The organism is Streptomyces sp. NPDC005799 (assembly GCF_040630525.1).
Taxonomy (GTDB): domain Bacteria; phylum Actinomycetota; class Actinomycetes; order Streptomycetales; family Streptomycetaceae; genus Streptomyces; species Streptomyces griseorubiginosus_B.
In genome coordinates this window covers 102,376-128,390 of the sequence record NZ_JBEXXQ010000030.1, presented here as the reverse complement: position 1 = coordinate 128,390, position 26,015 = coordinate 102,376, and the positions used below count along the sequence as shown (strand labels likewise).

Here is a 26,015-nt window from a genome sequence, read left to right as displayed (position 1 = left end):
CGCCGCACCGGCCGAGGCGGTCACCATCGTTCCCGCGTCCAGGACCGCCCCGACCAAGCGAAAATCCAAGGCCACCACTTAAAGCAGCGGCATTGGGGCTAGCCCCACCCTCGGGAGGGGGAACCGGGGGTCACGGCGAGACGATCGTCGCGACGATGGCGATGATCACGAAGATGGCGAAGAACGAGCCGAAGACCATGAGCATCTTCTTCTGGCCGTTCTGGGGGTTCGGGTCGAGCACTGGCATACGGCCAGTCTCGCACCCCCCGGCCGCGCCGGATCCGCCGGGGTGAGCTCAGCGGGCGGCGGCCTCGTCCTCCACCGTGCGGTCGCGGCCCGCCAGGACGCCGACCACCATCTGCGGGATCATCAGCGCGGCCATGAGGGCGATCGGCAGGCCCCAGCCGCCGCTGTGCTGGTAGAGCACGCCGACCAGCAGGGGGCCGGGGATGGAGATGAGGTAGCCGACGCTCTGCGCGAAGGCCGACAGCTGGGCGACGCCCGCCCCGGTCCGGGCTCGCATGCCGACCATCGTCAGCGCCAGCGGAAAAGCGCAGTTGGCGACGCCGATCAGGAGGGCCCAGGCCCAGGCGCCGCCGGCGGGCGCGAGATACAGGCCCGCGTACCCGGCCAGGCCGCAGGCGCCGAGCGCCAGCACGATCGGGCCCTGTTGGGGCAGCCGGGTGGCCACGCGCGGGATGACGAAGGCCAGCGGCACGCCCATGACCATCGTGACGGCGAGCAGCAGTCCGGCCGTGCTCGCGGACACCCCGGCGTCCCGGAAGATCTGCGCCATCCAGCCCATCGTGATGTAGGCGGCAGTGGCCTGCAGCCCGAAGAAGACGGCCAGCGCCCAGGCAGTACGGCTGCGGGTGATCCGCAGCGCGGGCGCCTCCACGCGCGCGTGCTGCCGTGCCGGGTCGGCGGGCGGCGCGCCCCGCTCCCGTACGAACGGGATCCACGGCAGTACGGCCGTCGCCGCGAGCCCCGCCCACACCGCGAGCCCGGTCTGCCAGCTGCCGCCCAGGACGTCCGTCATGGGCACCGTCACCGCCGCCGCGGCCGAGGTGCCCAGGGCGAGGGCCATGGAGTACAGGCCGGTCATGGAGCCGACGCGGTCCGGGAACCAGCGCTTGACGATGACCGGCATCAGGACGTTGCTGACGGCGATGCCCATGAGGGCGAGCGCGCTGGCGGCCAGGAAGCCCGCCGTACCGCCCGCGTACGGCCGTATCAGCAGACCCGCGGTGATGGCCACCATGCCCGCGCAGACGACCGCTCCCGGGCCGAACCGGCGGGCGAGGCGCGGGGCCGTGACGCCGAAGACGGCGAAACAGAGCGGGGGCACCGAGGTGAGGAGTCCGGTCACGCTGCCGCTCATGCCGAGCCCGTCGCGGACCTCTTCCAGGAGCGCGCCGAGGCTGGTGATGGCGGGGCGGAGGTTGAGCGCCGACAGGACGATGCCGATGACCAGCACGCGCATCGTCCACGCGCGCGTGACGGGCCGCCCGGGGTCCTGGCCGACCGAGCTGCGCGCGGTTTCGGACGTCATCGTCGTTGTTTCCTCGCTCTGCATGCCACCTATCATAGAATCATAGGATGACCCGCTGTCCATCCCTTGGCCGGTCGCACCCGGCCACCTCGTGCGAAGGTGTGCCATGCCCCTGAGCCATCCCCGCCGTTCCGCCCTGTCCGAGCAGGTCATCGCCGCGCTGCGCAACCAGATCACCTCGGGCGAGTGGCCGGTCGGCTCCCGCATCCCGACCGAGCCGGAGCTGGTCGAACAGCTCGGGGTGGCCCGCAACACGGTCCGTGAGGCCGTCCGCGCGCTGGCGCACAACGGCCTGCTGGACATCCGCCAGGGCTCGGGCACCTATGTGGTGGCGACCAGCGAGCTGGCCGGTGTGATGCACCGCCGCTTCGCCGACGCCGACCCCCGGCACATCGCCGAGCTGCGCTCCACGCTGGAGTCTGCCGCGGCGAGCCTGGCGGCCGAGCGGCGCACGGAGAAGGACCTCAAGCAGCTCGACACGCTGCTGGTGCGCCGCGAGGGGGCCTGGGAGTCGGGTGACGCGGAGGCGTTCGTGACAGCCGACGCCACCTTCCACCTCGCGGTGGTCTCCGCCTCCCACAACGACGTCATGACCGCGATGTACGCCGACCTGGGCGAGGTGCTGCGGGACTGGCTGCGTGAGGACGTGGGCGGCGCGCTGAACCCGGAGTCGTACATGGAGCACACGCGGCTGGTCGACGCGATCCGCGCGGGTGACGCGGAGGCGGCCGGCTCGGCGGCCGCCAGCTATCCGTTCCTGTGCCGTCCGGGGCGGTTCACCGCTTCTGGTGGGTGATCCACGCCGAGCGGACCTCCTCCCAGCAGCGCCCGGTGAGCCGTACGGTCATGGCGGGCCCGGCGTCGACGGTGGCGCTGTCGGTGTCGAGATCCCACCACCGCTCGCACTCCACGTGCAGGCTGACGCCGTCGGTCTGCGGATAGGGGTTGTGGCAGTACGCGGTCACATGGGACCCGGTGACCTTGGTACGGCACTCGGCCCCGAAGGGCTCCGCCGGAGCGGGGCGCTTCACACGCGCGTGGGGCACCGCCTCGTAGGGCAGGCACAGGACGAGTACGACGGCTGCGGTCGCTGAGGCCAGGCTGCGGGACAGGCGCACAAGGGGACCTCCTCGGCCGGGCTCGGGAGGGGGAGCGTGTGGTGCACGCTTCATCCAGCATGCGCGGTTGCCCGCCCGGTCCGCCCGGCCGGCTAGCCCGGACGAGTGACACGCGAGGGCCCGCGTCCCGTAGGACGCGGGCCCTCGTTCTCTCGGCTCGGCCCAGCGGCAGTGTCAGGCTCCGATGGCGTGCAGACCGCCGTCCACATGGACGATCTCGCCCGTGGTCTTCGGGAACCAGTCGCTCAGCAGGGCGACGACTCCCTTGCCGGCCGGCTCCGGGTCCTTGATGTCCCACTCCAGCGGGGAGCGGCTGTCCCAGACGGAGGCCAGCTCGCCGAAGCCCGGGATGGACTTGGCGGCCATGGAGCCGATCGGGCCCGCGGAGATGAGGTTGCAGCGGATGTTCTGCTTGCCCAGGTCGCGCGCGAGGTAGCGGCTGGTGGCCTCCAGGGCGGCCTTGGCCGGACCCATCCAGTCGTACTGGGGCCAGGCGAAGGACGCGTCGAAGGTGAGGCCGACGACGGAGCCGCCGTTCTGCATCAGCGGCAGGCAGGCCATGGTCAGCGACTTCAGGGAGTACGCCGAGACGTGCATGGCCGTGGCCACCGACTCGAACGGCGTGTTCAGGAAGTTGCCGCCGAGCGCGTCCTGCGGTGCGAAGCCGATGGAGTGCACGACGCCGTCGAGCCCGCCGAGCTCCTCGCCGACCAGGTCGGCCAGCCGGGCCAGGTGCTCGTCGTTGGTGACGTCGAGCTCGATGACCTTGGTGGGCTTGGGGAGCTTCTTGGCGATGCGCTCGGTCAGCGTGGGCCGCGGGAACGCGGTCAGGATGATCTCGGCGCCCTGCTCCTGGGCCAGCTTGGCGGTGTGGAAGGCGATGGAGGACTCCATCAGCACACCGGTGATCAGGACGCGCTTGCCCTCGAGGATTCCGCTCATGGTGTTCAGTGACCCATTCCCAGTCCGCCGTCAACGGGGATGACGGCTCCAGTGATGTACGAGGCGTCGTCCGAGGCGAGGAACCGCACCGTCGCGGCGACCTCCTCGGGCCGCGCGTAGCGGCCGAGCGGCACCTGGGCCACGATGCCCGCGCGCTGCTCGTCGGTGAGCACCTTGGTCATGTCGGTGTCGACGAAACCGGGCGCGACGACGTTGAAGGTGATGTTGCGCGAGCCCAGCTCACGGGCGAGGGAACGCGCGAAGCCGACCAGGGCGGCCTTGGAGGCGGCGTAGTTGGCCTGACCGGCCGAGCCGAGGAGCCCCACGACCGACGAGATGAGGACGACCCGGCCCTTCTTGGCGCGCAGCATGCCGCGGTTGGCGCGCTTGACCACGCGGAAGGTGCCGGTGAGGTTGGTGTCGAGGACGGACGTGAAGTCCTCCTCGGACATACGCATCAGGAGCTGGTCCTTGGTGACGCCGGCGTTGGCGATGAGGACCTCGACCGGACCGTGCTGGGCCTCGATCTCCTTGTAGGCCTGCTCCACCTGCTCGGTGTCGGTGATGTCGCACTTGACGGCCAGGAAGCCGGCCGGCGGCTCCCCGGAGCGGTATGTGATCGCGACCTTGTCGCCGGCGTCGGCGAACGCGCGGGCGATGGCGAGGCCGATGCCCCGGTTGCCTCCGGTGACGAGAACCGAGCGGCTCAACGGATCACCCTTTCGATAGGGGTCTGACACACCCGCCCAACACCTGGTGACAGGCGGCTTCAGTCGAAAACCTATCGGGCCGGTCGCGCCTGAGGACATTCGGGCACCGACAGTGGCGTACGGGACTCACTGTCGGGTCTCTACAGAATCGTCCCGACAGCGGCCCGAAACCTGTGGTCGGCGGGCCCGCCGGCGCGACATGATCGGGGCAACCGCCGGTCCGGTCAGGTCACGACAGTCAAGGAGAGACCTCGGTGCCTCATACCATCGACGAAGCCTTCACGGCCCTACCCCTGCGCGCCCTCGCCGACGCGGCGCTGGCACGCGCGCGTGCGCTGGGCGCCGAGCACGCCGACTTCCGGTTCGAGCGAGTGCGCAGCGCCTCCTGGCGGCTGCGGGACGCCAAGCTCGCCGGTTCGTCGGACACCACCGACCTCGGGTACGCGGTGCGGGTCGTGCACGGGGGCACCTGGGGCTTCGCGTCCGGGGTGGATCTGACGCTCGACGCGGCGGCCAAGGTGGCCTCGCAGGCGGTGGCGATGGCCAAGCTGTCCGCCCAGGTGATCAGGGCGGCCGGCTCGGACGAGCGCGTGGAACTGGCGGACGAGCCCGTGCACGCCGACAGGACATGGATCTCGTCGTACGAGATCGACCCGTTCACCGTGCCGGACGAGGAGAAGGCGGCGCTGCTGGCCGACTGGAGTTCGCGGCTGCTGGCGTCGAACGGAGTCAACCATGTCGACGCCTCACTGCTGACCGTGCACGAGAACAAGTTCTACGCCGACACCGCGGGGACCGTGACCACCCAGCAGCGGGTACGGCTGCATCCGTCGCTGACGGCCGTGTCGGTCGACGAGTCCAGCGGCGAGTTCGACTCGATGCGGACGATCGCGCCGCCGGTCGGACGCGGCTGGGAATACCTCACGGGCACCGGCTGGGACTGGGAGGGCGAGCTGGAGCAGATCCCGGAGCTGCTCGCCGAGAAGATGCGGGCGCCGAGCGTCGAGGCGGGTCTGTACGACCTGGTCGTCGACCCGTCCAACCTGTGGCTGACCATCCACGAGTCCATCGGCCATGCCACCGAGCTGGACCGCGCGCTCGGCTACGAGGCCGCCTACGCCGGCACCTCCTTCGCCACCTTCGACCAGCTCGGCAAGCTCAGGTACGGCTCCGAGCTGATGAACGTCACCGGCGACCGCACCGCCGAGCACGGACTCGCGACCATCGGGTACGACGACGAGGGCGTCGAGGGCCAGTCCTGGGACCTGGTGAAGGACGGCAGGCTCGTCGGCTACCAGCTGGACCGGCGCATCGCCAGGCTGACCGGCTTCGAGCGGTCGAACGGCTGCGCCTTCGCGGACTCCCCCGGCCATGTGCCGGTGCAGCGCATGGCCAACGTGTCGCTGCGTCCGGATCCGGCGGGGATGTCGACGGACGATCTGATCGGCAGCGTGGACCGCGGGATCTACGTCGTCGGGGACCGGTCGTGGTCGATCGACATGCAGCGCTACAACTTCCAGTTCACCGGCCAGCGGTTCTTCCGGATCGAGAACGGGCGGATCACCGGGCAGCTGCGGGACGTGGCCTACCAGGCGACGACCACCGACTTCTGGGGCTCCATGGCCGCGGTGGGCGGCCCGCAGACGTACGTCCTCGGGGGCGCCTTCAACTGCGGCAAGGCCCAGCCGGGCCAGGTGGCCGCCGTCTCGCACGGCTGCCCCTCGGCGCTCTTCAAGGGCGTCAACATCCTCAACACGACGCAGGAGGCCGGTCGATGAGCGCCAGTGCAGGCATCGGCTGGGGGTCCGGGGGTCATCCCCCGGTGAAGCACAGTCCCAACACGACGCAGGAGGCCGGTCGATGAGCGCCCGCACCCACAAGCCCCACGAGATCGTCGAGCGGGCGCTGGAGTTGTCCACCGCCGACGGCTGTGTCGTCATCGCCGACGAGCACTCCACCGCCAACCTGCGCTGGGCGGGCAACGCGCTCACCACCAACGGCGTGACCCGCGGCCGTACGCTCACGGTCGTCGCGACCGTCGACGGCAAGGAGGGCACCGCCTCCGGTGTCGTCTCCCGCTCGGCGGTGACCGTGGACGAGCTGGCGTCCCTGGTGCGGGCCGCCGAGGCCGCCGCCCGCAGCGCCGGGCCCGCCGAGGACGCGCAGCCGCTGGTGGCGGGCGTACCCGCGTCCCCCGACTTCGCGGACGCGCCCGCGGAGACCACCTCCGCCGTCTTCGCCGACTTCGCGCCCGCGCTGGGCGAGGCCTTCGCACGCGCGCGTGCCGGCGGGCGCGAGCTGTACGGCTTCGCCAACCACGAGCTGGTGACGAGCTACGTCGGTACGTCGACGGGGCTGCGCCTGCGTCACGACCAGCCCAACGGCACCCTGGAGCTGAACGCAAAGTCGCCGGACCGTACACGCTCGGCGTGGGCGGGCCGGTCGACACGGGACTTCAAGGACGTCGACCCGGCGGCACTGGACGCCGAGCTCGCCGTCCGCCTCGGCTGGGCGGAGCGGCGCGTCGAGCTGCCGGCCGGGCGGTACGAGACGCTGCTGCCGCCGACCGCGGTGGCCGACCTGCTGATCTACCAGCTGTGGTCGGCGTCCGGCCGGGACGCGGTCGAGGGGCGCACGGTGTTCTCCAGGCCGGGCGGCGGCACGCGCGTGGGCGATCGGCTGACCGAGCTGCCGCTGACCCTGCGCAGTGATCCGAACGAGCCGGGACTGGAGTCGGCGCCCTTCGTGATCGCGCATTCCTCCGGGGGCGACCAGTCGGTGTTCGACAACGGACTTCCGCTCACGGCCACCGACTGGGTTCGGGACGGCGAGCTGCGGCACCTCACGACCACCCGGCACAGCGCGGGCCTGACCGGGCTGCCGGTGGCTCCCGCCATCGAGAATCTCATCCTGACCGGCGGCGAGGACCGCTCGCTGGAGGAGATGGTCGCCGACACCGGGCGCGGGCTGCTGCTGACCTGCCTCTGGTACATCCGGGAGGTCGACCCGGCCACCCTGCTGCTCACCGGCCTGACCCGGGACGGCGTCTACCTCGTCGAGAACGGCGAGGTGACCGGTGAGGTCAACAACTTCCGGTTCAACGAGTCCCCGGTCGACCTGCTGGGCCGGGCCACCGAGGCCGGGCGCACGGAAAAGACGCTGCCGCGGGAGTGGAGCGACTGGTTCACTAGGGCTGCGATGCCCGCGCTGCGGGTGCCCGACTTCAATATGAGCTCTGTCAGTCAGGGCGTATAACCTCGTAGCCGGTGGTCGCGCGACCGCCCGAAGATCATCAAGGAGATACGAGAACCGTGACGGACATCGTCGACGAACTGAAGTGGCGCGGGCTGATCGCCCTCTCCACTGACGAGGACGCATTGCGCAAGGCGTTCGCGGACGGTCCCGTCACGTTCTATTGCGGCTTCGACCCGACCGCGCCCAGCCTGCACCTCGGCAACCTCGTGCAGATCCTGACGATGCGCCGGATCCAGGACGCGGGCAACCGTCCGCTGGGCCTGGTCGGGGGGGCCACCGGTCTGATCGGTGACCCGAAGCCCAACGCCGAGCGCACACTGAACTCGCCCGAGGTCGTCGCGGGCTGGGTGGAGCGGCTGCGCGCGCAGATCGCCCCGCTGCTGGACTTCGACGGGCCGAACGCCGCGGTCATGGTCAACAACCTGGACTGGACCCAGGGGATGTCGGCCATCGAGTTCCTGCGGGACGTCGGCAAGCACTTCCGCGTGAACAAGATGATCGCCAAGGAGGCCGTCGCCCGGCGTCTGGAGTCCCAGGAGGGCATCAGCTACACCGAGTTCAGCTACCAGATCCTGCAGGGCATGGACTTCCTGGAGCTGTACCGGCGGTACGGCTGCACGCTGCAGACCGGCGGCAGCGACCAGTGGGGCAACCTCACCTCGGGCACGGACCTGATCCACAAGGTCGAGCCCGACGCCGTGGTGCACGCGCTGGGCACGCCGCTGATCACCAAGGCCGACGGCACCAAGTTCGGCAAGACCGAGTCCGGCACGGTCTGGCTGGACGCCGAGATGACGACGCCGTACGCCTTCTACCAGTTCTGGCTGAACGCGGACGACCGGGACGTCTCCAAGTTCCTGCGCATCTTCAGCTTCCGGTCCCGTGCGGAGATCGAGGAGTTGGAGAAGCAGACCGAGGAGCGACCGCAGGCGCGGGCCGCTCAGCGGGCGCTGGCGGAGGAGCTGACGACGCTGGTGCACGGCGCCGAGCAGACGGCCGCGGTGATCGCCGCGTCGAAGGCGCTGTTCGGACAGGGTGAGCTGGCGGAGCTGGACGAGCGGACGCTGTCGGCGGCGCTGTCCGAGGTGCCGCACATCGAGGTCGCCGAGCTCGGCCCGGTCGTGGACCTGTTCGCCGAGGTCGGTCTGGTGGCCAGCAAGTCGGCCGCGCGGCGGACGGTGAAGGAGGGCGGGGCCTACGTGAACAACGTCAAGGTCGCCTCCGAGGACGCCGCCGCGGCCAAGGAGGACCTGTTGCACGGGCGGTGGCTGGTGCTGCGCCGGGGCAAGAAGAACCTGGCTGCGGTCGAGGTGACGTCCGCCTGAACGCTCCGCTGGATGTGCCGGCATGTGCCGTCGGTCGTCCGCGGCGCCGTCGTGGTCGGTCGCGCCCCGCGGGGCAGCCGCATGTCGATACGGCCTCGCGGCCCCTGGGGGCGCTACCGAACCGCAGCGGCTTTCACCAGGTCCGCTGCGCCGACGGATGAAGGACCGGGCTCCCGTGCGGTGCGTGGAGCCCGGCCCTGTTCTGTCAGGCCGCCTGTTTGCGCTTGCCCAGCGTCGCCATGTACAGCATGTCGACCACGAAGACGATGATGATCGCGGCCACGAGCTGGAAGGCGTGGCGGCTCCAGTCGATGCCGGGGGTCGACTCCACCCCGACCGCGCGTGCGATCGCGTTGCCGACGATCGCGCCGAGCATGCCGCAGATGGTGGTCAGCCAGAGAGGACTGTGCTGCTTGCCGGGGATGATCGCCTTGGCGATCAGGCCCAGCACGAATCCCACGATGATCGCCCACAACCAGCCCATGACTGCCTCCTTGTACGGCTCGAGGTGAGCTCTGGGGCCAGTCTTCGCCCGTACGCCGTACGGCGCATGTCGGGTGCCGCCGTACGCGCTACGGCCGATGCCGTTCGCCCAGGCGGGAGGTGACCCGGTCTCGTAGGCGACGCAGGCGCGGCGTAACGTTGGAGTGGTCCGGACCTCGTACCCCGGCCGGGGTCGGACCGAGCACGGGGCGGTGCGGGGCCGATGCGGGCGGATGGTGGAATGTGATGCGGAAGCAGCATGGCGGTGGCAACGGCCAGGTGTTCCGGATCACCGGGGCCCGGACGGGACTCCACGAGGACGTACGCGGTCGGCAGCGGCGGTACGTGATCTCGATGTCGATCCGTACGGTGGCGGTGATTCTCGCGGCCTCACTGTGGAACGTCGAACGGCCTGTCGCGATCGTTGCGTTGGTACTGGGAGCGGTGCTGCCCTATATCGCGGTGGTGATCGCGAACGCGGGGCGGGAGAACGCGCCGTCGCTTCCGACGACGTTCGTGACCGTGCCGATGCGTCCGATGATCACACCGTCACGGACGAATGACGGTTTCGCGGAACCCGTCCCGGAAGATGTCGCGACGGAGCCCGGGCCGGGCGTACGAAGCGAGCCGCGCGACCGGACCTGAGCGGCGCGCAGGTGTCGTAAGCGGAAGGCGACTACGCGCCAAGCTCAAGAAAAGCTCAGATCAATCATGTTGTTCCAGTGCCGGGCGACGGGTTACCCGTGACATACTTCGTAGGCGCTCCGCATCCCCCGTCGGAGCGACAGACCGACGCCGGGCAGCTCCCCCCGTGGCTGCTCGGCGTCGCCTTTTGTGCAGCGGTTGTGAGACGAATCTGTGAGTGACGAGACCACCCCGATCTGCTCCGCCAAGGGCTGTCGTGTCGACGCCGTGTGGGTGCTGGCGTGGAACAATCCGAAGATCCACACGCCGGAGCGGCGCAAGACCTGGCTCGCCTGTGAGGAGCACCGGGAGCATCTGTCGCAGTTCCTCGGGGTGCGGGGGTTCCTGAAGGATGTCGTGCCGCTCTCGGAGTGGGAAGCGGCCGCCGGGGCCTAGCCGCCGATCAACCGCCGATCGCCGACATCGGCCTGTCCGGCTGGACGAAGGACGGGTCGTCCAGGCCGGCGCCCGCCTTCTTGCCCCACATCGCCAGGCGCCAGATGCGGGCGATCTCCTCGTCCGGGGAGCCGTCACGCAGGGCGGCCCGCAGGTCGGTCTCCTCCCGGGCGAACAGGCAGGTGCGTATCTGGCCGTCGGCGGTGAGACGGGTGCGGTCGCAGGCCGCGCAGAAGGGGCGGGTGACGGAGGCGATGACGCCCACGCGGTGCGGGCCGCCGTCGACCAGCCAGCGCTCGGCGGGGGCCGAGCCGCGCTCGTCCGCGCCTTCGGGGGTGAGGTCGAAGCGGGTCCGCAGGGAGGCCAGGATGTCGCCCGCCGTGACCATGCCCTCGCGCTTCCAGCCGTGCTGGGCGTCCAGGGGCATCTGCTCGATGAAGCGCAGTTCGTAGTCGTGCGCGACGGCCCAGGCCAGCAGGTCCGGGGCCTCGTCGTCGTTCAGGCCGGGCATCAGGACCGAGTTGACCTTCACCGGGGTCAGTCCGGCCTCGCGGGCGGCTTCGAGGCCGTCGAGGACGTCCTGGTGGCGGCTGCGGCGGGTGAGGGTCTTGAAGACGTCCGGGCGCAGGGTGTCGAGGGAGACGTTGACCCGGTCCAGGCCGGCCGCCTTCAGGGCCGTCGCGGTGCGCCTCAGGCCGATGCCGTTGGTGGTGAGGGACATCTGCGGGCGGGGATCCAGCCGGGCGACGCGCTCCACGATGCCGACCAGGCCGGGGCGCAGCAGGGGCTCGCCGCCGGTGAAGCGGACCTCCTCGATGCCCAGTGAGGTGACGGCGATGTCGATCAGGCGGACGATCTCGTCGTCGGTGAGCAGGTCGGGTTTGGCCAGCCACTGCAGGCCCTCCTCGGGCATGCAGTACGTACAGCGGAGGTTGCACCGGTCGGTCAGCGAGACCCTCAGGTCGGTGGCCACTCGGCCGTAGGTGTCGATGAGCACGTGGGCCCCCTCCCTCGTAGCGGTTCGGTGCGGGCGGATCAGCGCCGTTGGGTCTTTTCCTGTCACTTGCGAGCCTACGTGACACGACTGACAACGACAGCCGCCCGATCCCACGAGGTGCGGCGCGGCCGCGTCGTAGGGATCTACGACGCGGCCGCTGCGAGGGGGTGGTGCGGGGGTTCTCAGTGGGCTCCGGTGCCGGTGAGGGACCGGACCTCCAGTTCGGCGTACTTGCCGGCGTCCGGCTCCTCCTTGGAGAGGTAGGTGCCGAGGATGCCGAGCAGGAAGCCGACCGGGATCGAGATGATGCCGGGGTTCTCCAGCGGGAACCAGTGGAAGTCGACGTCCGGGAACATCGACGTCGGCTTGCCCGAGACGACCGGCGAGAACAGCACCAGGCCGACCGCGGTGACCAGGCCGCCGTAGATCGACCACAGGGCTCCGGAGGTGGTGAACCGCTTCCAGAAGAGGCTGTAGAGGATCGTGGGGAGGTTGGCGGAGGCGGCGACCGCGAAGGCGAGGGCGACCAGACCGGCCACGTTCAGGTCGCGGGCGAGGGCGCCCAGGACGATGGAGACCGCGCCGATGCCGACGGTCGCCCAGCGGGCCGCGCCGATCTCCTGCTTCTCGGTCGCCTGGCCCTTCCTGATGACGTTCGCGTAGATGTCGTGCGCGAAGGAGGAGGACGAGGCCAGGGTCAGGCCCGCGACGACCGCGAGGATCGTGGCGAACGCGACCGCGGAGATGGTGGCGAGCAGGATCGCGCCCCAGTTGGAGTCCACGCCCCCGAGGTGCAGGGCGAGCAGGGGTGCGGCCGTGTTGCCCGCCTTGTTGGAGGCGATGATCTCGTCGGGCTTGATCAGCGCGGCGGCGCCGAAGCCCAGGGCGAGGGTCATCAGGTAGAAGGCGCCGATCAGGCCGATCGCCCAGATCACGGACTTACGGGCGGCCTTGGCGGTCGGCACCGTGTAGAAGCGGATCAGGATGTGCGGCAGGCCGGCGGTGCCCAGGACCAGGGCGATGCCGAGGGAGATGAAGTCCAGCTTGGTGGTGCCCGTGGCGCCGTACTTCAGGCCGGGCTCCAGGAAGGCGGCGCCCTTGCCGCTGTTGTCGGCGGCGGAGCCGAGCAGGTCGGAGACGTTGAAGTGGAACTTCAGCAGCACCAGGAAGGTCAGCAGCAGCGCGCCCGCGATCAGCAGGACCGCCTTGACCATCTGCACCCAGGTGGTGCCCTTCATGCCGCCGATGGTGACGTACACGATCATCAGGACGCCGACCAGGGCGACGATGCCGATCTTGCCGCCGTCGCTGGTGATGCCGAGCAGCAGGGAGACCAGGACGCCCGCGCCCGCCATCTGGGCCAGCAGGTAGAAGATCGAGACGACGATGGTGGACGTACCGGCCGCCGTGCGCACCGGGCGCTGGCGCATGCGGTAGGCGAGGACGTCGCCCATGGTGTAACGGCCGGAGTTGCGCAGCGGTTCGGCGACCAGGAGCAGGGCGACCAGCCAGGCGACCAGGAAGCCGATGGAGTACAGGAAGCCGTCGTAGCCGAAGAGGGCGATGGCGCCGGCGATGCCGAGGAAGGACGCGGCGGACATGTAGTCGCCGGAGACGGCGAGGCCGTTCTGGAAGCCGGTGAACTGGCGTCCGCCGGCGTAGAAGTCGGCGGCGTCCTTGGTCTGGCGGCCGGCCCAGACGGTGATGACGAGGGTCGCGGCGACGAACACCGCGAACAGGGTGATGATCAGCGGGCGGTGCTGGCTCGCCTCGCCCGCGGCGAGCAGGGTGTGCTGCGCGGGGCTCATGCGCCGCCCTCCATCCGGGTCTTGATGGCCTCGGCCTTGGGGTCGAGCTGGGCGGCGGCGTGCCGCGAGTACCACCAGGCGATCAGGAACGTGGTCAGGAACTGGGCGAGGCCCAGGACGAGGGCCACGTTGATGTTGCCGACCACCTGGGTGCCCATGAAATCGTCCGCGTAGTTCGACAGCAGCACGTACAGCAGGTACCAGGCGATGAAGCCGATGGTGAGCGGGAAGGCGAACGAGCGGTGGGAGCGGCGCAGTTCACCGAACTCCGCGCTCTCCTGCACCGTCACGAACTCCTCGGTGGAGGGGAGTTGGGCCTGGGTATTCGAGGGGGGCGGTGTCTCGGTGGCCACGGAGTCTCCTCGCGTTGCGGATGCGGGCGGGACGGGGTCGGGGCGAGTGTCCTCGCGGTCCCTGTCCAAGGTCACGGCGCCACGCGAGGACAGGTTCAACGTCCTTGACCTCTTTCCGAACTGACGTTGGGGAACTCATTGCTGACCAGGGACTTCGGAGGATAGTTTTCGCCCTGGACCGCCCGTCATGTACCTGCCCGAGCACCACCTGTGTCTCGGGCGGTTTTCGTATCCGGATGATGTGGAGACCCCATGGCTCATCTGCGTTCCAGACGCCGGCTCGCCCTCGCGGTGCCGGTCGCGCTGTCGCTGACCGCCTCGCTCGGCTTCCTCCCCGCGGCCGCGCAGGCCGCCCCGCGCGCGGAGTCCGCTTCCCAGGCCGCCGCCGCGGACACCTACGCCTACCTCGTCAACACGAAGACGGACCCTTACACGATCAAGTCGGTCAAGGCGGCGATCAAGGCGGCCGGCGGTTCCGTCGTGGTGTCGTACGACAGGATCGGTGTGATCGTCGTCCACTCAACGGACCTCGACTTCGCCAAGAAGATACGCGAGGTCCGCGGCGTGCAGTCCGCCGGCGCCTCGCGGACCTCGCCGGTGCAGGCGGCGGGAACGACGGACGAGGGCGCGGTGCAGTACCTCTCCAAGGCCGAGTCGGCGAAGCTCGCGAAGGGCGCCACGGCGGGCGAGGAGCCCCTCGAGGCCGACCAGTGGGACCTCAGGGCGATCGGCGCCGACAAGGCGGCCGCGATCGACCCGGGCAGCAAGAAGGTGACCGTCGCGGTCATCGACGTCGGCGTCGACGACACCCACCCCGACATAGCGCCGAACTTCTCGCCCTCACAGTCCGCGAACTGCGTGAGCGGCAAGGCGGACACCACGTACGGCTCCTGGCGGCCGGTGGACGCCGACCACTACCACGGCACGCATGTGGCCGGCGAGATCGCCGCCGCTCGCAACGGCATCGGTGTCGCGGGCGTCGCGCCCGGTGTGAAGGTCGCCGGCATCACGGTGGCCCAGCCGGACGCGAACCAGCTGTTCTTCCCGGAGAGCGTCGTCTGCGCCTTCGTGTTCGCCGCCGACCACGGCGTCGAGATCACCAACAACAGCTACTACGTTGATCCGTGGCAGTACAACTGCCTGGACGATCCCGATCAGCGCGCGATCGTCGACGCGGTCAACAGGGCCCAGTTGTACGCCCAGCACAAGGGCACGCTCAATGTCGCCGCGGCGGGCAACTCCAACAACGACCTCGACTCGAACGCCCTGGTCGACGCCTCCAGCCCGGACGATTCGACGCCGGTGAACCGTACGGTCGATCCGCACGAGTGCTTCGACGTGCCGACCCAACTGCCGGGTGTCGTCACGGTCAGCGCGACGGGGGTCAAGGGCGCCAAGTCGTACTACTCCAGCTACGGCTACGGCGTCATCGACGTCGCGGCGCCGGGCGGGGACAAGTACCAGATCCCGGACACGCCGTCGAAGAACGGCCGCATCCTGTCCACGCTGCCCAACAACCAGTACGGCTACCTCCAGGGCACGTCGATGGCGACTCCGCACGTGGCGGCCGTGGCCGCGCTGCTGAAGTCGACGCACCCGTGGGCCACACCGGCCCAGTTGCAGGCACTGTTGAAGGCCGAGGCGGTGAACCCGGGCTGCCCGACCGACCCGTACGACGGGAACGGCGACGGCGTGGTGGACGCGACCTGTGTGGGCGGCAAGCGCGTCAACGGCTTCTACGGCTTCGGCATCGTGAGCGCCCTGCGCGCGGTGAAGTAGACCGGCCGGGATCCTTGCGGTACGGATCCCTTCGGTCCACATATTGATTGAGTCAATACTGCATAGTGCAGTCATGACTGTAATCAAGACAGTGGTGCGGGAGGGCGCTCTCCAGGGGCGCCTTCCCGCACGCGAGCTGGCGCGCGCCTGCGTCGAGTCGTGCGCCTCGGCCGCAGCCGGACTGGCGGCGCTGCGGGCGGGGCTCGACCGGGTGCCCGAGGTCCGGGTGGACGACGGGGCCGTGGCCACCGCGTTCCACAGCGAGCGGCATGTGCTCGTCGACGGACGGGCGCCGGTCACCTTCGCGCCGTTGTCGCGGTTCTGGCGGACGTCGGACGGCTGGGTGCGGACGCATGCGAACTATCCGCACCACCGGGCGCGGCTGCTCGGTGTGCTGGGGGTGCCCGAGGACGTGGGCGCCGCCGAGGCGGCGCTCGCGGAGCGCACCTCGTCGCAGGTCGAGGAGTCCGTACACGCGGCCGGGGGCCTGGCAGTGGCCCTGCGCACCCCCGAGGAGTGGGCCGCCCATGAGCAGGGTGCCGAGGTGGCGCGGCGGCCCCTCGTCGAGCACGAGCGGCTCGACGAGGCTCGCGCGCGGGTGCTCGCGCCGATCGACGGCACTCCCCTCCTGCCCGCCGCCGGGGTGCGCGTGCTGGACCTGACGCGGGTGCTGGCCGGCCCGGTCGCGACCCGTACCCTCGCCCTGCTCGGCGCCGACGTGCTGCGCCTGGACCCCCCGGATCTGCCCGAACTGCCCGACCAGCACGCCGACACGGGGTTCGGGAAACGCTCGGCGCTCCTGGACCTGGCGGCGGACCGGGCCGCCTTCGAGGAACTGCTCGCCGGTGCGGACGTCGTGGTCACCGGGTACCGGCCCGGCGCCCTGGACCGGTTCGGGCTCTCGCCCCGGGCACTGGCCGAGCGGCGGCCGGGGATCGTGGTCGCCCAGGTGTCGGCCTGGGGTGCGTACGGGCCCTGGGCCGGGCGTCGGGGCTTCGACAGCCTGGTGCAGGTCGCGACCGGCATCGCGGCGATCGAGGGGGCGAAGGAGGCGCCGGGTGCGCTGCCCGCACAGGCCCTCGACCACGGGACGGGCTATCTGCTGGCCGGCGCCGTACTGCGGGCGCTGACCGAGCAGTCGTCCGAGGGCGGCAGCAGGTTCGTGCGGCTGGCGCTGGCACGAACGGCCCAATGGCTCCTGAACGGATTGACGGCCGGTCCGGCGGGGGAACTCACGTACGACGGGCCGGGGCCCTGGCTCGCCGAGACGAACAGCGCGCTGGGACGGCTGCGGTACGCCCTGCCTCCCGTGTCCTTCACGGGCGGGCCGGTCGACTGGGTGCGGCCGCCGACGCCCTGGGGGTCGGATTCGGCGCGCTGGGACTGAGCCACGGGGCGTCCGGAAACGTATGCATGTGCGGAATGCCGTACCCCCGGTTGTTTTCCTCGACTTGCCCGGTTCTGCGGCACCTGGTGAAGATCTTCGGGTGACTTTGACCAGACCCACGCCTGAGGCGGCCGACGCCGGCGGACCCATACGGCGCCCCGGCGCCGGCCGGGCCACCGCCGTCCTCGTCCTGGTGGGCCTCGCGGCCCTGATACCCCTGCTCGGTCCGACCGCCGCGCTGCACGGCACCGGCGAGGCCGCCGCCCCCGCCGTCGCCGGTGTCGCGCTGCTGCGGTCGGTCCTGTTCGCCGCGCTGTGCGTGCCGGTGGGCGAGTGGTTCATCAACCGTCTGGCCCGCTCGCTGCCCGGCGCCCCGTTCGACGCGCCCCGCAGCTGGAGCCTCTGGGCGGCCCTCGCCGGTTTCGTCGCGGCCCTGGGGCTGGCCTCGATCGTCTCGACGGGCAATCTGGTGCCGCGCGGCCTCGCCCAGATCGACGTCGGCGGTCTGTACGCCACGCGCGACGGCCGGCTCGCGCTGCTCGAGGTCAACGCCTTCCTCGTGGCCGCGCTGTGCGCCCGCTCGCGCCGCCCCGCCACCCAACTCTGGCCGGTGGCCGCGGTGATCCTGGCCGAGGCCCTGCGGGCGCATCCCGGCACCGAGCACACCCCGCTCCTCGGCTCAGGGCTGACGCTGGTTCATCTGACCTGCGCGGCCCTGTGGGTGGGCGGTCTGCTGCACGCCCTGCGCACCCTGCGGCTGTGGGGTCCCGTCGAGGCGAGCCCGGCGCTGCTCGGTCTCTACGCGCGCGTGGCGGCCGTCCTGCTCGCCGCCATCACCGCGAGCGGCGTCTGGAGTTCGCTGCGCCGCATGCCCCCGCACTCGATCCTGGACCAGCTGACGACGACGGCCTACGGGCGCACCCTGCTGGCCAAGGTGCTCCTGGTGGCCGCCGTCGCCCTGCTGGCCCTGTGCGCGCGGATCCGGCTGCGCCGCGCCACCGACCCGCTCTCGGCCTGCTCCCCCGCGCGCGCGGAGGTCGTCGCCCTGGGTTTCGTGGTCGTGGTCTCGGCGCTGCTGACGGCGCTGCCGCTGCCGATCCGCTGGTCCTGACCTTGACTGACCGGGCGCGATCTTGACACGTTGACGACTGTCCCGGCATGTGTTGATCCGTTGATCAACCAGATCAGTTGATCAATCGTTGGTGACCAGGACCTTGAGCGCCGTGCGCTCGTCCATCGCCTTGTAGCCGTCCGGGACGCCCTCGATGCCGACGGTCATGTCGAAGACCGGCGACGGGTCGATCGTGCCGTCCAGGACGTCGGGCAGCAGGTCCGGGATGTAGGTGCGGACGGGAGCGACGCCGCCGCGCAGCGCGATGTTCCGGTCGAACATGACGCCCAGGTCGACGCCGGTGCCGCTGCCGTGCGGGACACCGACGAATCCGATCGCGCCGCCGTCGCGCGTGATCTCGATCGCCGTACGCATCGACTGCTCGGTGCCCACTGCCTCCACCACGGCGTGCGCGCCCTGGCCACGGGTGAGTTCACGCACCGCCTCGACGGCCGCGTCCCCCCGCTCGGCGACGACGTCGGTGGCGCCGAAACGGCGGGCGATGTCCGTGCGGACCTGGTGGCGGCCGAGCGCGATGATCCGCTCCGCGCCGAGCCGTTTGGCGGCCAGCACCGCGCACAGACCGACCGCGCCGTCGCCGACGACGGCGACCGTGGCGCCCGGGCGGGTGCCCGCGCCGAGGGCCGCGTGGTGGCCGGTGCCCAGGACGTCGGAGAGGGTCAGCAGCGCGGACAGCAGGTGCTCGTCGGACGCGGCTTCCCTCGGCAGCGGCACGAGCGTGCCGTCGGCGAACGGCACGCGCACGGCCTCTCCCTGGCCGCCGTCGTATCCGACGGAACCCCAGAAGCCGCCGTGCTCGCAGGAGGTGGTCAGGCCCTCACGGCAGTAGTCGCAGACGCCGTCGGACCACATGAAGGGAGCCACGACCAGGTCACCTCGCCGCACGCCCGTGACCTCGCTGCCGGTCTCCTCGACGAACCCGAGGAACTCGTGCCCGATGCGCTGGCCCGGCCGACGGGCCGCCTCGCCGCGGTAGGCCCACAGGTCGCTGCCGCAGATGCAGGCCCGCAGCACCCGTACCACCGCGTCGGTGGGCAGCTGCACCACGGGCTCGGGCACGTCCTCCACGCGCATGTCATAGGGGGCGTGGATGGTGGTGGCGCGCATGGCGAGGGTCCCTCTCGTGCGGTGTCGTGGGCGCGCTCAGGGGGTGGTCGAGCGCACTTCACGGTACGCCGTCGCGAGCGCGGGCCGCTCTTCGAGGGCGCCTCGGACCAGCAGGAACTGAGCGGCCGCATACGTCAGCATGATCCACAGGTCGGGTCTCGGCGGCTGCGGCCAGTCGGCGACGCCGGTCGCGATGAGGGTGTCGGACAGCATGAACAGCGCACCGCCGAGCCCGGCGACCGGGCCGAGCCGGGCGGCGGCGGTGTACGCCATGGCCGTGAGCAGGGTGCTGTAACCGGCGACGGGGACGCGCAGGCCCTCGGGCAGGTCCGGCCACATCAGGGCGACCGTGGTGACCAGGGCGGCGGCGTAGACGGGTGCGAGCAGACGGCCACGCGCGCGGGACGTGCCGTGCGGCGGTCGCCGTCGGCGGAAGAGGACGAGGTAGCAGACGTGCCCCGCCGCGAAGGACGCCATCCCCGCGAGGAACGCCCAGTCCGCGTCGGACAGCAGCAGGACGTCACCGCCCCAGCCGCACAGGAGCGCGGCGATCAGCAGCCGGGGCGCGCCGCGCACGCCCGCCTGGGCGGCGAGAAGCGGCATCAGCAGGGGCTTGGCGACGACATGGCCGGGGTGGAAACCGGCGGCCAGGGAGGCGAGATCGACGACGGTGGCGGTGACGAAGGCGCCGAGGAGGACAGGCGCCAGGGCACGGGTGCGTGGCCCGCCCTCGGGGCCCGGCGTCACGCGGCCGCGGTCCCCTCGGCCGAGGCCGGCTCGGCGACCGGGGCGGCCTCCACCGGGGGCGCCGGCGCCCAGCCCGGGCCGCGGAAGACCCGCCCGGCCCGCTCGCCCCAACTCCTCGCCGCCCGGACGTCCTTGAGGATCGCGACGTACTCATGGGTGGCGACCTTGATCGGGTTGAACGTGTTGATGTTCTTGGTCAACCCGTAGACGGGGCGTTCGGTCTCGGGCACGAAGGAGCCGAAGAGCCGGTCCCAGACGATGAGGATGCCGCCGAAGTTGCGGTCCAGATAGCCGCCCTGGGAGGCGTGGTGGACGCGGTGGTGGGACGGGGTGTTGAAGACGAACTCGAACCAGCGGGGCATCCTGTCGATGCGTTCGGTGTGGATCCAGAACTGGTAGACGAGGTTGGCCGAGGAGCAGAAGGCGACGGCGGCCGGATGCACTCCGACGGCGATCAGGGGGACGTAGAACGGCCAGACCGTCCATGTCGTCCAGGGCTGGCGCAGCGCGGTGGTGAGGTTGAACTTCCGGCTGGAGTGGTGGACGACGTGGCAGGCCCACAGGATGCGGATGACGTGGTGGCCGCGGTGGGACCAGTAGTAGAAGAAGTCCTGCGCGAGGAGCATCAGGGGAACGGTCCACCACAGCACGGGCACGCGCAGGGGCGTGAGTTCGTAGACCGCCGAGTAGATCGCGACGATCGGGATCTTCCAGAAGAAGTCGAAGACGAGGCTGCCGAGTCCCATGCCGACGCTGGTCGCGGCGTCCTTGGTCTCGTATCCGGCCGCCTCCTCGTCGGGATGGATGCGCACGCTGATCATCTCGAACACGGTGAGCAGCACGAAGGCGGGTATCGACCACAGCACGACATCGGGCAGGTTCGGCATGGGGGCACCGTAGAACCGCTGGTCGGCCGCGGCTAGACGTTGTTACCCACAAGTATTTCCCGGGGTACGCGCTTGCTTCTTGGCGATCTCCGCCAATGGGTGTGCGATGCGGCGCCCTAGACCCCGGCGGCGCCGAGCAGTGCCCCCGCCGCGTATGTGACGCCCATCGCCAGCGCGCCGCCCACCACGTTCCGCAGGACGGCGCGGCCCGGTTCCGCGGCGCCCAGGCGGGCGCTGCTCCAGCCGGTGAGGACGAGGGCGGCCAGGACCGAGACCACGGTGATCCACACCCGCCAGCCCGCGGGCGGCAGCACGATCGCGAGCAGGGGCAGCAACGCGCCCACGGTGAACGCGAAGAAGCTCGCCCACGCCGCGTGCCAGGGGTTCGTCAGCTCGTCGGGGTCGATGCCGAGCTCCACACGCGCGTGCGCCCTGAGCGCGTCCCGTTCCGTCAGCTGCTCTGCGGCCTCCCGGGCGACCTCGCGGGACAGGCCGCGCTCCTCGAGCAGCTGCGTCAGTTCCTCCAGCTCGGCCTCGGGCTGCTCCCGCAGCTCCCGCTTCTCCATCGCCAGGGCGGCCATCTCGGAGTCGCGCTGGGTGGACACGGAGACGTACTCGCCCGCGGCCATCGACATCGACCCGGCGAGCAGCCCCGCGAGCCCGGCGGTGAGGAGCGCGGAACGGTTGTCGGTCGCGCCGGCCACACCGACGACCAGTCCGGCGGTGGAGACGATGCCGTCGTTGGCGCCGAGCACCGCCGCCCGCAGCCAGTTCAGCCGCTGCCCCAGTGCGCTCCCATGGGCCTCACCGCCGTGCGTCACTTCGCTCACACCGGGAGGATGCCACCCTGCCGACACCCCCACGCGGACCGACGCTCACGGACCTGCGCCCATCCCGCGCACCGCCCCTCACCACACCCGTACCGAAGCCCCCTTCGCGAACAGCGGGCTGGTCGCGTCCTCCGGAGGTTCCGGCAGGGGCTCAGCGATCTCCTCCACCGTCGGGCCCACCTTCGCCGCGATGGGGTCCAGCAGGTCCAGGTCGAAGCCGTAGACGCGGGCCGCGTTGCCGCCCAGCATCGCGGTCAGGTCCTCCCGGGGGACGCCCGGGAAGGCGAAGCGCAGGCCCTCGCGCGTGTACGGGTAGGTGCCCTCGTCGTGCGGGTAGTCGCTGCCCCACATGATCTTGTCGACGCCGATGCGGTCCCGCAGCGGCACCTCGTGGGGCCGCATGAAGCTGGCACCGACGTAGCAGTTGTCGTGCCAGACCTCGGAGGGCGGTTTGCCCATGCGGGCGGCGAGGCCGGCGCCGAACTTGGACTCCGCCGTGGACGCCTTGGTCGCGGCGGCGATCAGACGGCCGTGGTAGTAGTCCAGCATGTCGAGCACGCCCGGGATCCAGCCCGAGCCCTGCTCGGTGAGGACGAGTCTCAGGTCCGGATGGCGACGGAAGGCGCCGCCGAAGACCAGGTGCCACAGGGCGCGGTGGGAGAACCAGGTCGTCTCGACCATGAAGACCGCGCGGGCGGCCGGTTCGTCGCCGAGCGGCGGGGACGCCGAGCCCGCGTGGTGGTTGACGGGCACGCCCAGCTCCTCGCAGACGGCCCAGATGGGGTCGTACGCCTGCGAGTAGAGTTCCGGCAGCCCGGAGCCCGGCGGGGTGCCAGGGAGCATCAGGCCGCCCTTGAGGCCCGCCTCGGCGGCCCGCCTGATCTCCTTGACGGCCGCCTCGACGTCGCCCAGGAGGATCTGGAAGACGCCCGCGCGCCGGCCCGGCGCCGCCGCGCAGAAGTCCGCGAGCCAGCGGTTGTGGGCGCGCAGTCCGGCCCAGCGCCGCTCGAACTCCTCGGCGGTCGGGGCGGGCGCCATCAGGGAACCGGACGGGAAGAACGGCGGGATGGTGTTGGGGAAGATCACCTCGGCGACGATGCCGTCCTGCTCCAGCTCCGCCAGCCGCCGCTCGGAGTTCCAGTTCTGGTCCGCCGCGTCGGCGAGCAGGTCCTCGTAGGGGTTGACGTAGGTCGCCGCCCACACGTCGAACTCGTCGTGGTAGCGCTTCTCCAGGTAGGGCTTGTAGTCGAGGAGGTCGGCTCCCGCGTGGCAGTCGGCCGAGATGACCGTGTACCGGTCGTTCACCGCGTCACCCCCAGGGTCGGGAAGTCATGGTCGGTCAGCCAGTGCCGGCCCACCGCGCGCGAGCGCGCCCAGGACGCCTCCACGGCCTCCTGGTCGTCCGGCTGGCCGAGGTCGCCCGGGGTGGGGCCGATGCGCCGGGCCAGCGGGGTCAGCCTCGCCACGTCGAAGCCGAAGACCTCGGCGGCCGCGAGGCCGAGCATGCGGCGCGTCTCGGCGACCGGGATGTCGTGGAAGGTCCGGCGCAGCCACGCGCGCGTGTCGGGCCAGGTGCCCTCGGGGTGCGGGAAGTCGCTGCCCCAGAGGATGTTGTCGACGCCGATCTCGTAGCGCTGGGCGAGTTCGCGGCGCTTGGTGTTGGTCGCGCAGATGAAGACCTGGCGGTCGAGGTACTCGCTCGGCGGCCGCTTCAGCTCCTCGAAGGGGGAGAGCTTCTTCCCGCCGTGCGCGCCCAGGTAGAGGCGGTCCATGAACCACAGCAGGTTCGGCAGCCACCAGCAGCCCGACTCCGCGACCCCGAACCTGAGGCCGGGATGGCGTTCGAAGACCCCGGACCAGAGCAGGAACCACAGGGGGCGGGCCGGCCACCAGGTCACCTCGCTGACGAAGATGCCGAGGTGGTCGCCGTACTCGTGACGCGGTGCCGATCCGGAGTGGGTCAGCACCGGCATGCCGCACTCGGCCGCGGCCGCCCACACCGGGTCGTAACGTCGGTCGTGGTAGGGCTCCTTGTCGCCCCACAGCGCGGGGATCATCAGCGCGCCGAGCCCCGACTCCCTGGCCCGGTGGATCTCGGCGACCACCGTCGTCACCTCGGCCGTGACGGGCAACAGGGCGACTCCGCAGTGCCGTTCGGGGTTCTCCGACACGAAGTCCGCGAGCCAGCGGTTGTGCGCCCGCGCGCCCGCCATGCCGAGCTCCGGGTCGTGGTCGCCGGACAGGCCGAGGCCCACTCCGAAGGGTGCGGCGGTCTGGCTGTCGACGGCGTCCGCGTCGGGGAAGACCACCTCCGCGGCCACCCCGTCGCCGTCGAGCTCCTTGAGCCGCTGGGCGGTGTCCCGGCCCCCGCGCAGGCCCTCCTCGTTGTCCTGGAACCACTTGGCCGCGAACGCGTCGTTGCGGATGCCGAGCCGGGTCATCTCCTCGCGACGGCGTTCGCGCCCGGCGAGGAACTCGTCGAAGTCCCGGTGGAACCGGCTGTCCAGATAGGGCCGGTACTCCTCGGTGGGCAGCCCGGCATGGCAGTCGGAGGAGATGATCAGATACGGCTCCTGGTCGGTCACATCGGCCTCCTCAGTCCAGGATGAAGCTCTCCAGGTACGACGGGTTCGTGCGGTCCAGCATCGACCCGGCCCGCGCACGGATCTGGGCGTCGCTGTGCTCGCTGGGCGGCAGCAGCCAGAAGCGGTCGGCACGGACGCCCTCGACGACGAACTCCGCGACCTCCTCCACGGGCGTGAAGCGGACCTCCTTGCCCGCCGCCCGCATCGCGGTCTCCCACTGGTCAAGGCTGCGGTACGGGGTTTTCCGCGGCCGCTCCTTCGCGTATCGCTCGGGACGGTTGCGGTGCGACTCCCACAGGCCGGTGCGCAGCATGTGCGGGCCGGGGAAGAGCACCGAGGCGCCCACGCGCGCGTGCTCCGCCCTCAGGTGGGCGTACAGGGACTCGGTCATGGTGACGACGGCCGCCTTGGTGACGGCGTACACCGAGGCGGTGGGCAGAGGGGCGATACCGCCGTCACCGGAGGAGGTGTTGACGACATGACCGGGTTGACCGGAGTCGATCATCCGTGGAACGAACGCCTGGATTCCGTGGAAGACGCCCCACACGTTGACGGAGAACGCCCACTTCCAGTCGTTCGGCTCGTGCTCCCACATCCGGCCCTCGGCGCCCGAGCCGACCCCGGCGTTGTTGCACAGCAGATGGACCGCGCCGTACGTGTCGTACGCCGACTCGGCGAGGTCGAGCACCTGTTGGCGATCGCCGACGTCCACCACGCGCGCGTGCACCTCCGCGCCGGCGGCCCGCAGATCCGCGGCGGCCTTCTCCAGCGCGCCCTCCTCGACGTCCGCGAGGACCACCTTGAGCCCCTCCGCCGCGAACCGCCGGGCCATCGCGAGCCCGATCCCGCCGGCCGCGCCGGTGACGACGGCGACCTGGCCTGCCTTCAGTTCCACGGCACCCCACCTCTCCGGATCGCTCGGGCCGACCTGGTCTCCTGCCGGGGGTCCGGGGGCTGTCCCCCGGGCGGACACAGCATCAGGCGGCCCCTTCCGAGTTTTCCGGCGGCGCGTCGTGGACCTGGCGCGGATCGTCGTAGCGCTGGTGGACGTACGGCAGCAGCGCCTCGCCGCCGACCCGTTCGACGACCTTGCCGCGCTGGTCGCTGGTCTTCTCGCCGATGGTGATGTCGAGGAGCCTGCGGACCGGGAGGTCGGCCACCGGGTCGTACATCGAATCGCGCAGGACGACGTCCCCGGTGACGCGTTCCAGCCGACGCACCTTCTCGTGGCGTACGCAGTGCACGAGCACCGGGTCGGCGTCGAACCCCGAACCGTCCACCGCGGGAAGGAACTTGAAGTAGAAGTCGGTCTTGCGGCTCGGCTCCGGCAGGGGCAGCGCCTCGCCGGCCCGGCCGCGCACCTCCACGAAGGCGATGTCGTGCCGGGCCATCCACGCCCGTACCGCGGACCCGTCCCGCTCGACCCTCACCTCGCCCAGTTTCTTCGGCTCCCCGAAGACCTCACGGCCGCCGGTCAGGGCCCGCTCATGGGTCATCGGCATCACCAGCGGGTACCAGCCGTCGACGCCGCCGTGGCTCGCGGCGACCGCGAACGAGCCCGCGCCGAGCGGGTATCCGGGCAGATCGACCTTGCTGATGTTCACCCGGACCAGTGGCCGGCCGGTGGGTTTCAGCGGCGGTGGCAGCACCGCGGCCAGGGCGTCGGGGTCGGTCTCCCACAGGGCCACCACACCGGTGGACCAGATGTCGGGAAGTCTCGTGCTCGCCGTCCGCGCCGCGGCGATCTCCGCCTCGGTCCGTGCGCCGTACCGTACGCGTGCCATAGGCCGTACCGCCCTTCCGTCGAGGGGTCACACGTCGGGCGGGAGGCACGCTTGCACCGGGCGGTGAAAAGGTCCATAGCCGCGCGCGCGGCATTTCGGACATTCGAACGGGCTTGTGGGGCAGGGCACCTGACGGAGGGGAGTGTCAGTGGCG

At 71.0% G+C, this 26,015-nt stretch carries 26 protein-coding genes; 9 read left to right on the top strand and 17 right to left on the bottom strand.

Annotated features, from left to right (window positions below; translation table 11 throughout):
• Window positions 1-130 precede the first annotated feature (130 nt).
• Both ABZ453_RS27995 and ABZ453_RS27990 read right to left on the bottom strand, forming a co-directional pair.
• Complete coding sequence (locus ABZ453_RS27995; RefSeq protein ID WP_359018893.1) at window positions 131-247, bottom strand: SGM_5486 family transporter-associated protein; 117 nt, start codon at window positions 245-247, stop codon at window positions 131-133.
• A 48-nt stretch (window positions 248-295) separates the two neighbouring features.
• The gene (locus ABZ453_RS27990) at window positions 296-1,588 is read right to left on the bottom strand and encodes a CynX/NimT family MFS transporter (protein ID WP_359018891.1); all 1,293 of its coding nucleotides are present in this window, start codon (window positions 1,586-1,588) and stop codon (window positions 296-298) included.
• 70 nt (window positions 1,589-1,658) lie between these two features.
• Here ABZ453_RS27990 and ABZ453_RS27985 point away from each other — a divergent pair, with 70 nt between their 5' ends.
• The gene (locus ABZ453_RS27985; protein WP_359018889.1) at window positions 1,659-2,348 is read left to right on the top strand and encodes an FCD domain-containing protein; all 690 of its coding nucleotides are present in this window, start codon (window positions 1,659-1,661) and stop codon (window positions 2,346-2,348) included.
• On the opposite strand, the gene ABZ453_RS27980 is transcribed toward ABZ453_RS27985, so the two are convergent.
• The 3 genes from ABZ453_RS27980 to fabG all read right to left on the bottom strand — a co-directional run bounded on the left by ABZ453_RS27980 (window position 2,329) and on the right by fabG (window position 4,322).
• The gene (locus tag ABZ453_RS27980; protein ID WP_356761143.1) at window positions 2,329-2,670 is read right to left on the bottom strand and encodes a hypothetical protein; all 342 of its coding nucleotides are present in this window, start codon (window positions 2,668-2,670) and stop codon (window positions 2,329-2,331) included. The two genes, ABZ453_RS27985 and ABZ453_RS27980, sit on opposite strands and share 20 nt — an antisense overlap.
• Before the next feature lie 174 nt (window positions 2,671-2,844).
• Window positions 2,845-3,612 carry an enoyl-ACP reductase FabI gene (gene fabI / locus ABZ453_RS27975; RefSeq protein ID WP_359018886.1) on the bottom strand — a complete coding sequence of 256 codons (768 nt, stop codon included), beginning with the start codon at window positions 3,610-3,612 and terminating at the stop codon, window positions 2,845-2,847.
• A 5-nt stretch (window positions 3,613-3,617) separates the two neighbouring features.
• Complete coding sequence (fabG, locus tag ABZ453_RS27970; RefSeq protein WP_359018884.1) at window positions 3,618-4,322, bottom strand: 3-oxoacyl-[acyl-carrier-protein] reductase; 705 nt, start codon at window positions 4,320-4,322, stop codon at window positions 3,618-3,620.
• A 254-nt stretch (window positions 4,323-4,576) separates the two neighbouring features.
• Here fabG and ABZ453_RS27965 point away from each other — a divergent pair, with 254 nt between their 5' ends.
• The 3 genes from ABZ453_RS27965 (at window position 4,577) to tyrS (ending at window position 8,902) form a co-directional block, all read left to right on the top strand.
• Entirely contained in the window at window positions 4,577-6,100 is a 1,524-nt protein-coding gene (locus ABZ453_RS27965; protein WP_359018882.1) for a TldD/PmbA family protein, read from the top strand.
• 82 nt (window positions 6,101-6,182) lie between these two features.
• Window positions 6,183-7,577: a metallopeptidase TldD-related protein gene (locus tag ABZ453_RS27960; protein ID WP_359018880.1), complete on the top strand. Its 1,395-nt coding sequence runs from the start codon at window positions 6,183-6,185 to the stop codon at window positions 7,575-7,577.
• A gap of 56 nt (window positions 7,578-7,633) precedes the next feature.
• Window positions 7,634-8,902, top strand: coding sequence for a tyrosine--tRNA ligase (tyrS, locus tag ABZ453_RS27955; protein WP_359018878.1), 1,269 nt, complete (start codon window positions 7,634-7,636; stop codon window positions 8,900-8,902).
• 205 nt (window positions 8,903-9,107) lie between these two features.
• Here the strand turns inward: tyrS and ABZ453_RS27950 are convergent, their stop codons facing one another.
• Entirely contained in the window at window positions 9,108-9,386 is a 279-nt protein-coding gene (locus tag ABZ453_RS27950) for a GlsB/YeaQ/YmgE family stress response membrane protein (RefSeq protein WP_359018876.1), read from the bottom strand.
• 245 nt (window positions 9,387-9,631) lie between these two features.
• Here ABZ453_RS27950 and ABZ453_RS27945 point away from each other — a divergent pair, with 245 nt between their 5' ends.
• Both ABZ453_RS27945 and ABZ453_RS27940 read left to right on the top strand, forming a co-directional pair.
• Entirely contained in the window at window positions 9,632-10,030 is a 399-nt protein-coding gene (locus ABZ453_RS27945; protein ID WP_359018909.1) for a DUF3099 domain-containing protein, read from the top strand.
• Between the two features lie 213 nt (window positions 10,031-10,243).
• Complete coding sequence (locus tag ABZ453_RS27940) at window positions 10,244-10,465, top strand: hypothetical protein (RefSeq protein ID WP_133048247.1); 222 nt, start codon at window positions 10,244-10,246, stop codon at window positions 10,463-10,465.
• A 7-nt stretch (window positions 10,466-10,472) separates the two neighbouring features.
• Here the strand turns inward: ABZ453_RS27940 and moaA are convergent, their stop codons facing one another.
• The 3 genes from moaA to ABZ453_RS27925 form a co-directional block, all read right to left on the bottom strand.
• Window positions 10,473-11,462 carry a GTP 3',8-cyclase MoaA gene (gene moaA, locus ABZ453_RS27935; RefSeq protein WP_359018874.1) on the bottom strand — a complete coding sequence of 330 codons (990 nt, stop codon included), beginning with the start codon at window positions 11,460-11,462 and terminating at the stop codon, window positions 10,473-10,475.
• Window positions 11,463-11,644: 182 nt separating this feature from the next.
• The gene (locus ABZ453_RS27930; protein WP_133048246.1) at window positions 11,645-13,270 is read right to left on the bottom strand and encodes a cation acetate symporter; all 1,626 of its coding nucleotides are present in this window, start codon (window positions 13,268-13,270) and stop codon (window positions 11,645-11,647) included.
• Window positions 13,267-13,623 (bottom strand): DUF485 domain-containing protein, encoded by a 357-nt coding sequence (locus tag ABZ453_RS27925; protein ID WP_133048245.1) that lies wholly within the window; start codon window positions 13,621-13,623, stop codon window positions 13,267-13,269. Before ABZ453_RS27925 ends, ABZ453_RS27930 begins: the two co-directional genes overlap by 4 nt.
• Window positions 13,624-13,875: 252 nt before the next feature.
• Here ABZ453_RS27925 and ABZ453_RS27920 point away from each other — a divergent pair, with 252 nt between their 5' ends.
• The 3 genes from ABZ453_RS27920 to ABZ453_RS27910 all read left to right on the top strand — a co-directional run bounded on the left by ABZ453_RS27920 (window position 13,876) and on the right by ABZ453_RS27910 (window position 17,900).
• Complete coding sequence (locus tag ABZ453_RS27920) at window positions 13,876-15,402, top strand: S8 family serine peptidase (RefSeq protein ID WP_359018871.1); 1,527 nt, start codon at window positions 13,876-13,878, stop codon at window positions 15,400-15,402.
• 73 nt (window positions 15,403-15,475) lie between these two features.
• The gene (locus tag ABZ453_RS27915) at window positions 15,476-16,789 is read left to right on the top strand and encodes a CoA transferase (RefSeq protein ID WP_359018869.1); all 1,314 of its coding nucleotides are present in this window, start codon (window positions 15,476-15,478) and stop codon (window positions 16,787-16,789) included.
• Between the two features lie 100 nt (window positions 16,790-16,889).
• Window positions 16,890-17,900, top strand: a complete 1,011-nt coding sequence (locus ABZ453_RS27910; protein ID WP_359018867.1) for a CopD family protein — start codon at window positions 16,890-16,892, stop codon at window positions 17,898-17,900.
• Window positions 17,901-17,981: 81 nt separating this feature from the next.
• Here ABZ453_RS27910 and ABZ453_RS27905 read toward each other — a convergent pair whose 3' ends face one another.
• From ABZ453_RS27905 to ABZ453_RS27870, 8 genes are all read right to left on the bottom strand, one after another.
• The gene (locus tag ABZ453_RS27905; protein ID WP_359018865.1) at window positions 17,982-19,028 is read right to left on the bottom strand and encodes a zinc-dependent alcohol dehydrogenase family protein; all 1,047 of its coding nucleotides are present in this window, start codon (window positions 19,026-19,028) and stop codon (window positions 17,982-17,984) included.
• Window positions 19,029-19,064: 36 nt separating this feature from the next.
• Window positions 19,065-19,736 (bottom strand): lysoplasmalogenase, encoded by a 672-nt coding sequence (locus tag ABZ453_RS27900; protein ID WP_359018907.1) that lies wholly within the window; start codon window positions 19,734-19,736, stop codon window positions 19,065-19,067.
• Window positions 19,737-19,771: 35 nt separating this feature from the next.
• Complete coding sequence (locus tag ABZ453_RS27895; RefSeq protein ID WP_359018863.1) at window positions 19,772-20,662, bottom strand: sterol desaturase family protein; 891 nt, start codon at window positions 20,660-20,662, stop codon at window positions 19,772-19,774.
• Window positions 20,663-20,778: 116 nt separating this feature from the next.
• Window positions 20,779-21,492 (bottom strand): VIT family protein, encoded by a 714-nt coding sequence (locus ABZ453_RS27890; RefSeq protein WP_359018861.1) that lies wholly within the window; start codon window positions 21,490-21,492, stop codon window positions 20,779-20,781.
• A gap of 78 nt (window positions 21,493-21,570) precedes the next feature.
• Window positions 21,571-22,797: an amidohydrolase family protein gene (locus ABZ453_RS27885; RefSeq protein WP_359018859.1), complete on the bottom strand. Its 1,227-nt coding sequence runs from the start codon at window positions 22,795-22,797 to the stop codon at window positions 21,571-21,573.
• On the bottom strand, window positions 22,794-24,077 hold the full coding sequence (locus tag ABZ453_RS27880) for an amidohydrolase family protein (protein ID WP_359018857.1): 1,284 nt from the start codon (window positions 24,075-24,077) through the stop codon (window positions 22,794-22,796). The genes ABZ453_RS27885 and ABZ453_RS27880 overlap by 4 nt, the downstream gene beginning before the upstream one ends.
• A gap of 10 nt (window positions 24,078-24,087) precedes the next feature.
• Window positions 24,088-24,972, bottom strand: a complete 885-nt coding sequence (locus ABZ453_RS27875; RefSeq protein ID WP_359018855.1) for an SDR family NAD(P)-dependent oxidoreductase — start codon at window positions 24,970-24,972, stop codon at window positions 24,088-24,090.
• Between the two features lie 82 nt (window positions 24,973-25,054).
• A complete protein-coding gene (locus tag ABZ453_RS27870) occupies window positions 25,055-25,861 on the bottom strand; it encodes an acetoacetate decarboxylase family protein (protein ID WP_359018853.1) in 807 nt (268 codons plus the stop codon).
• Between the last annotated feature and the right edge of the window lie 154 nt (window positions 25,862-26,015).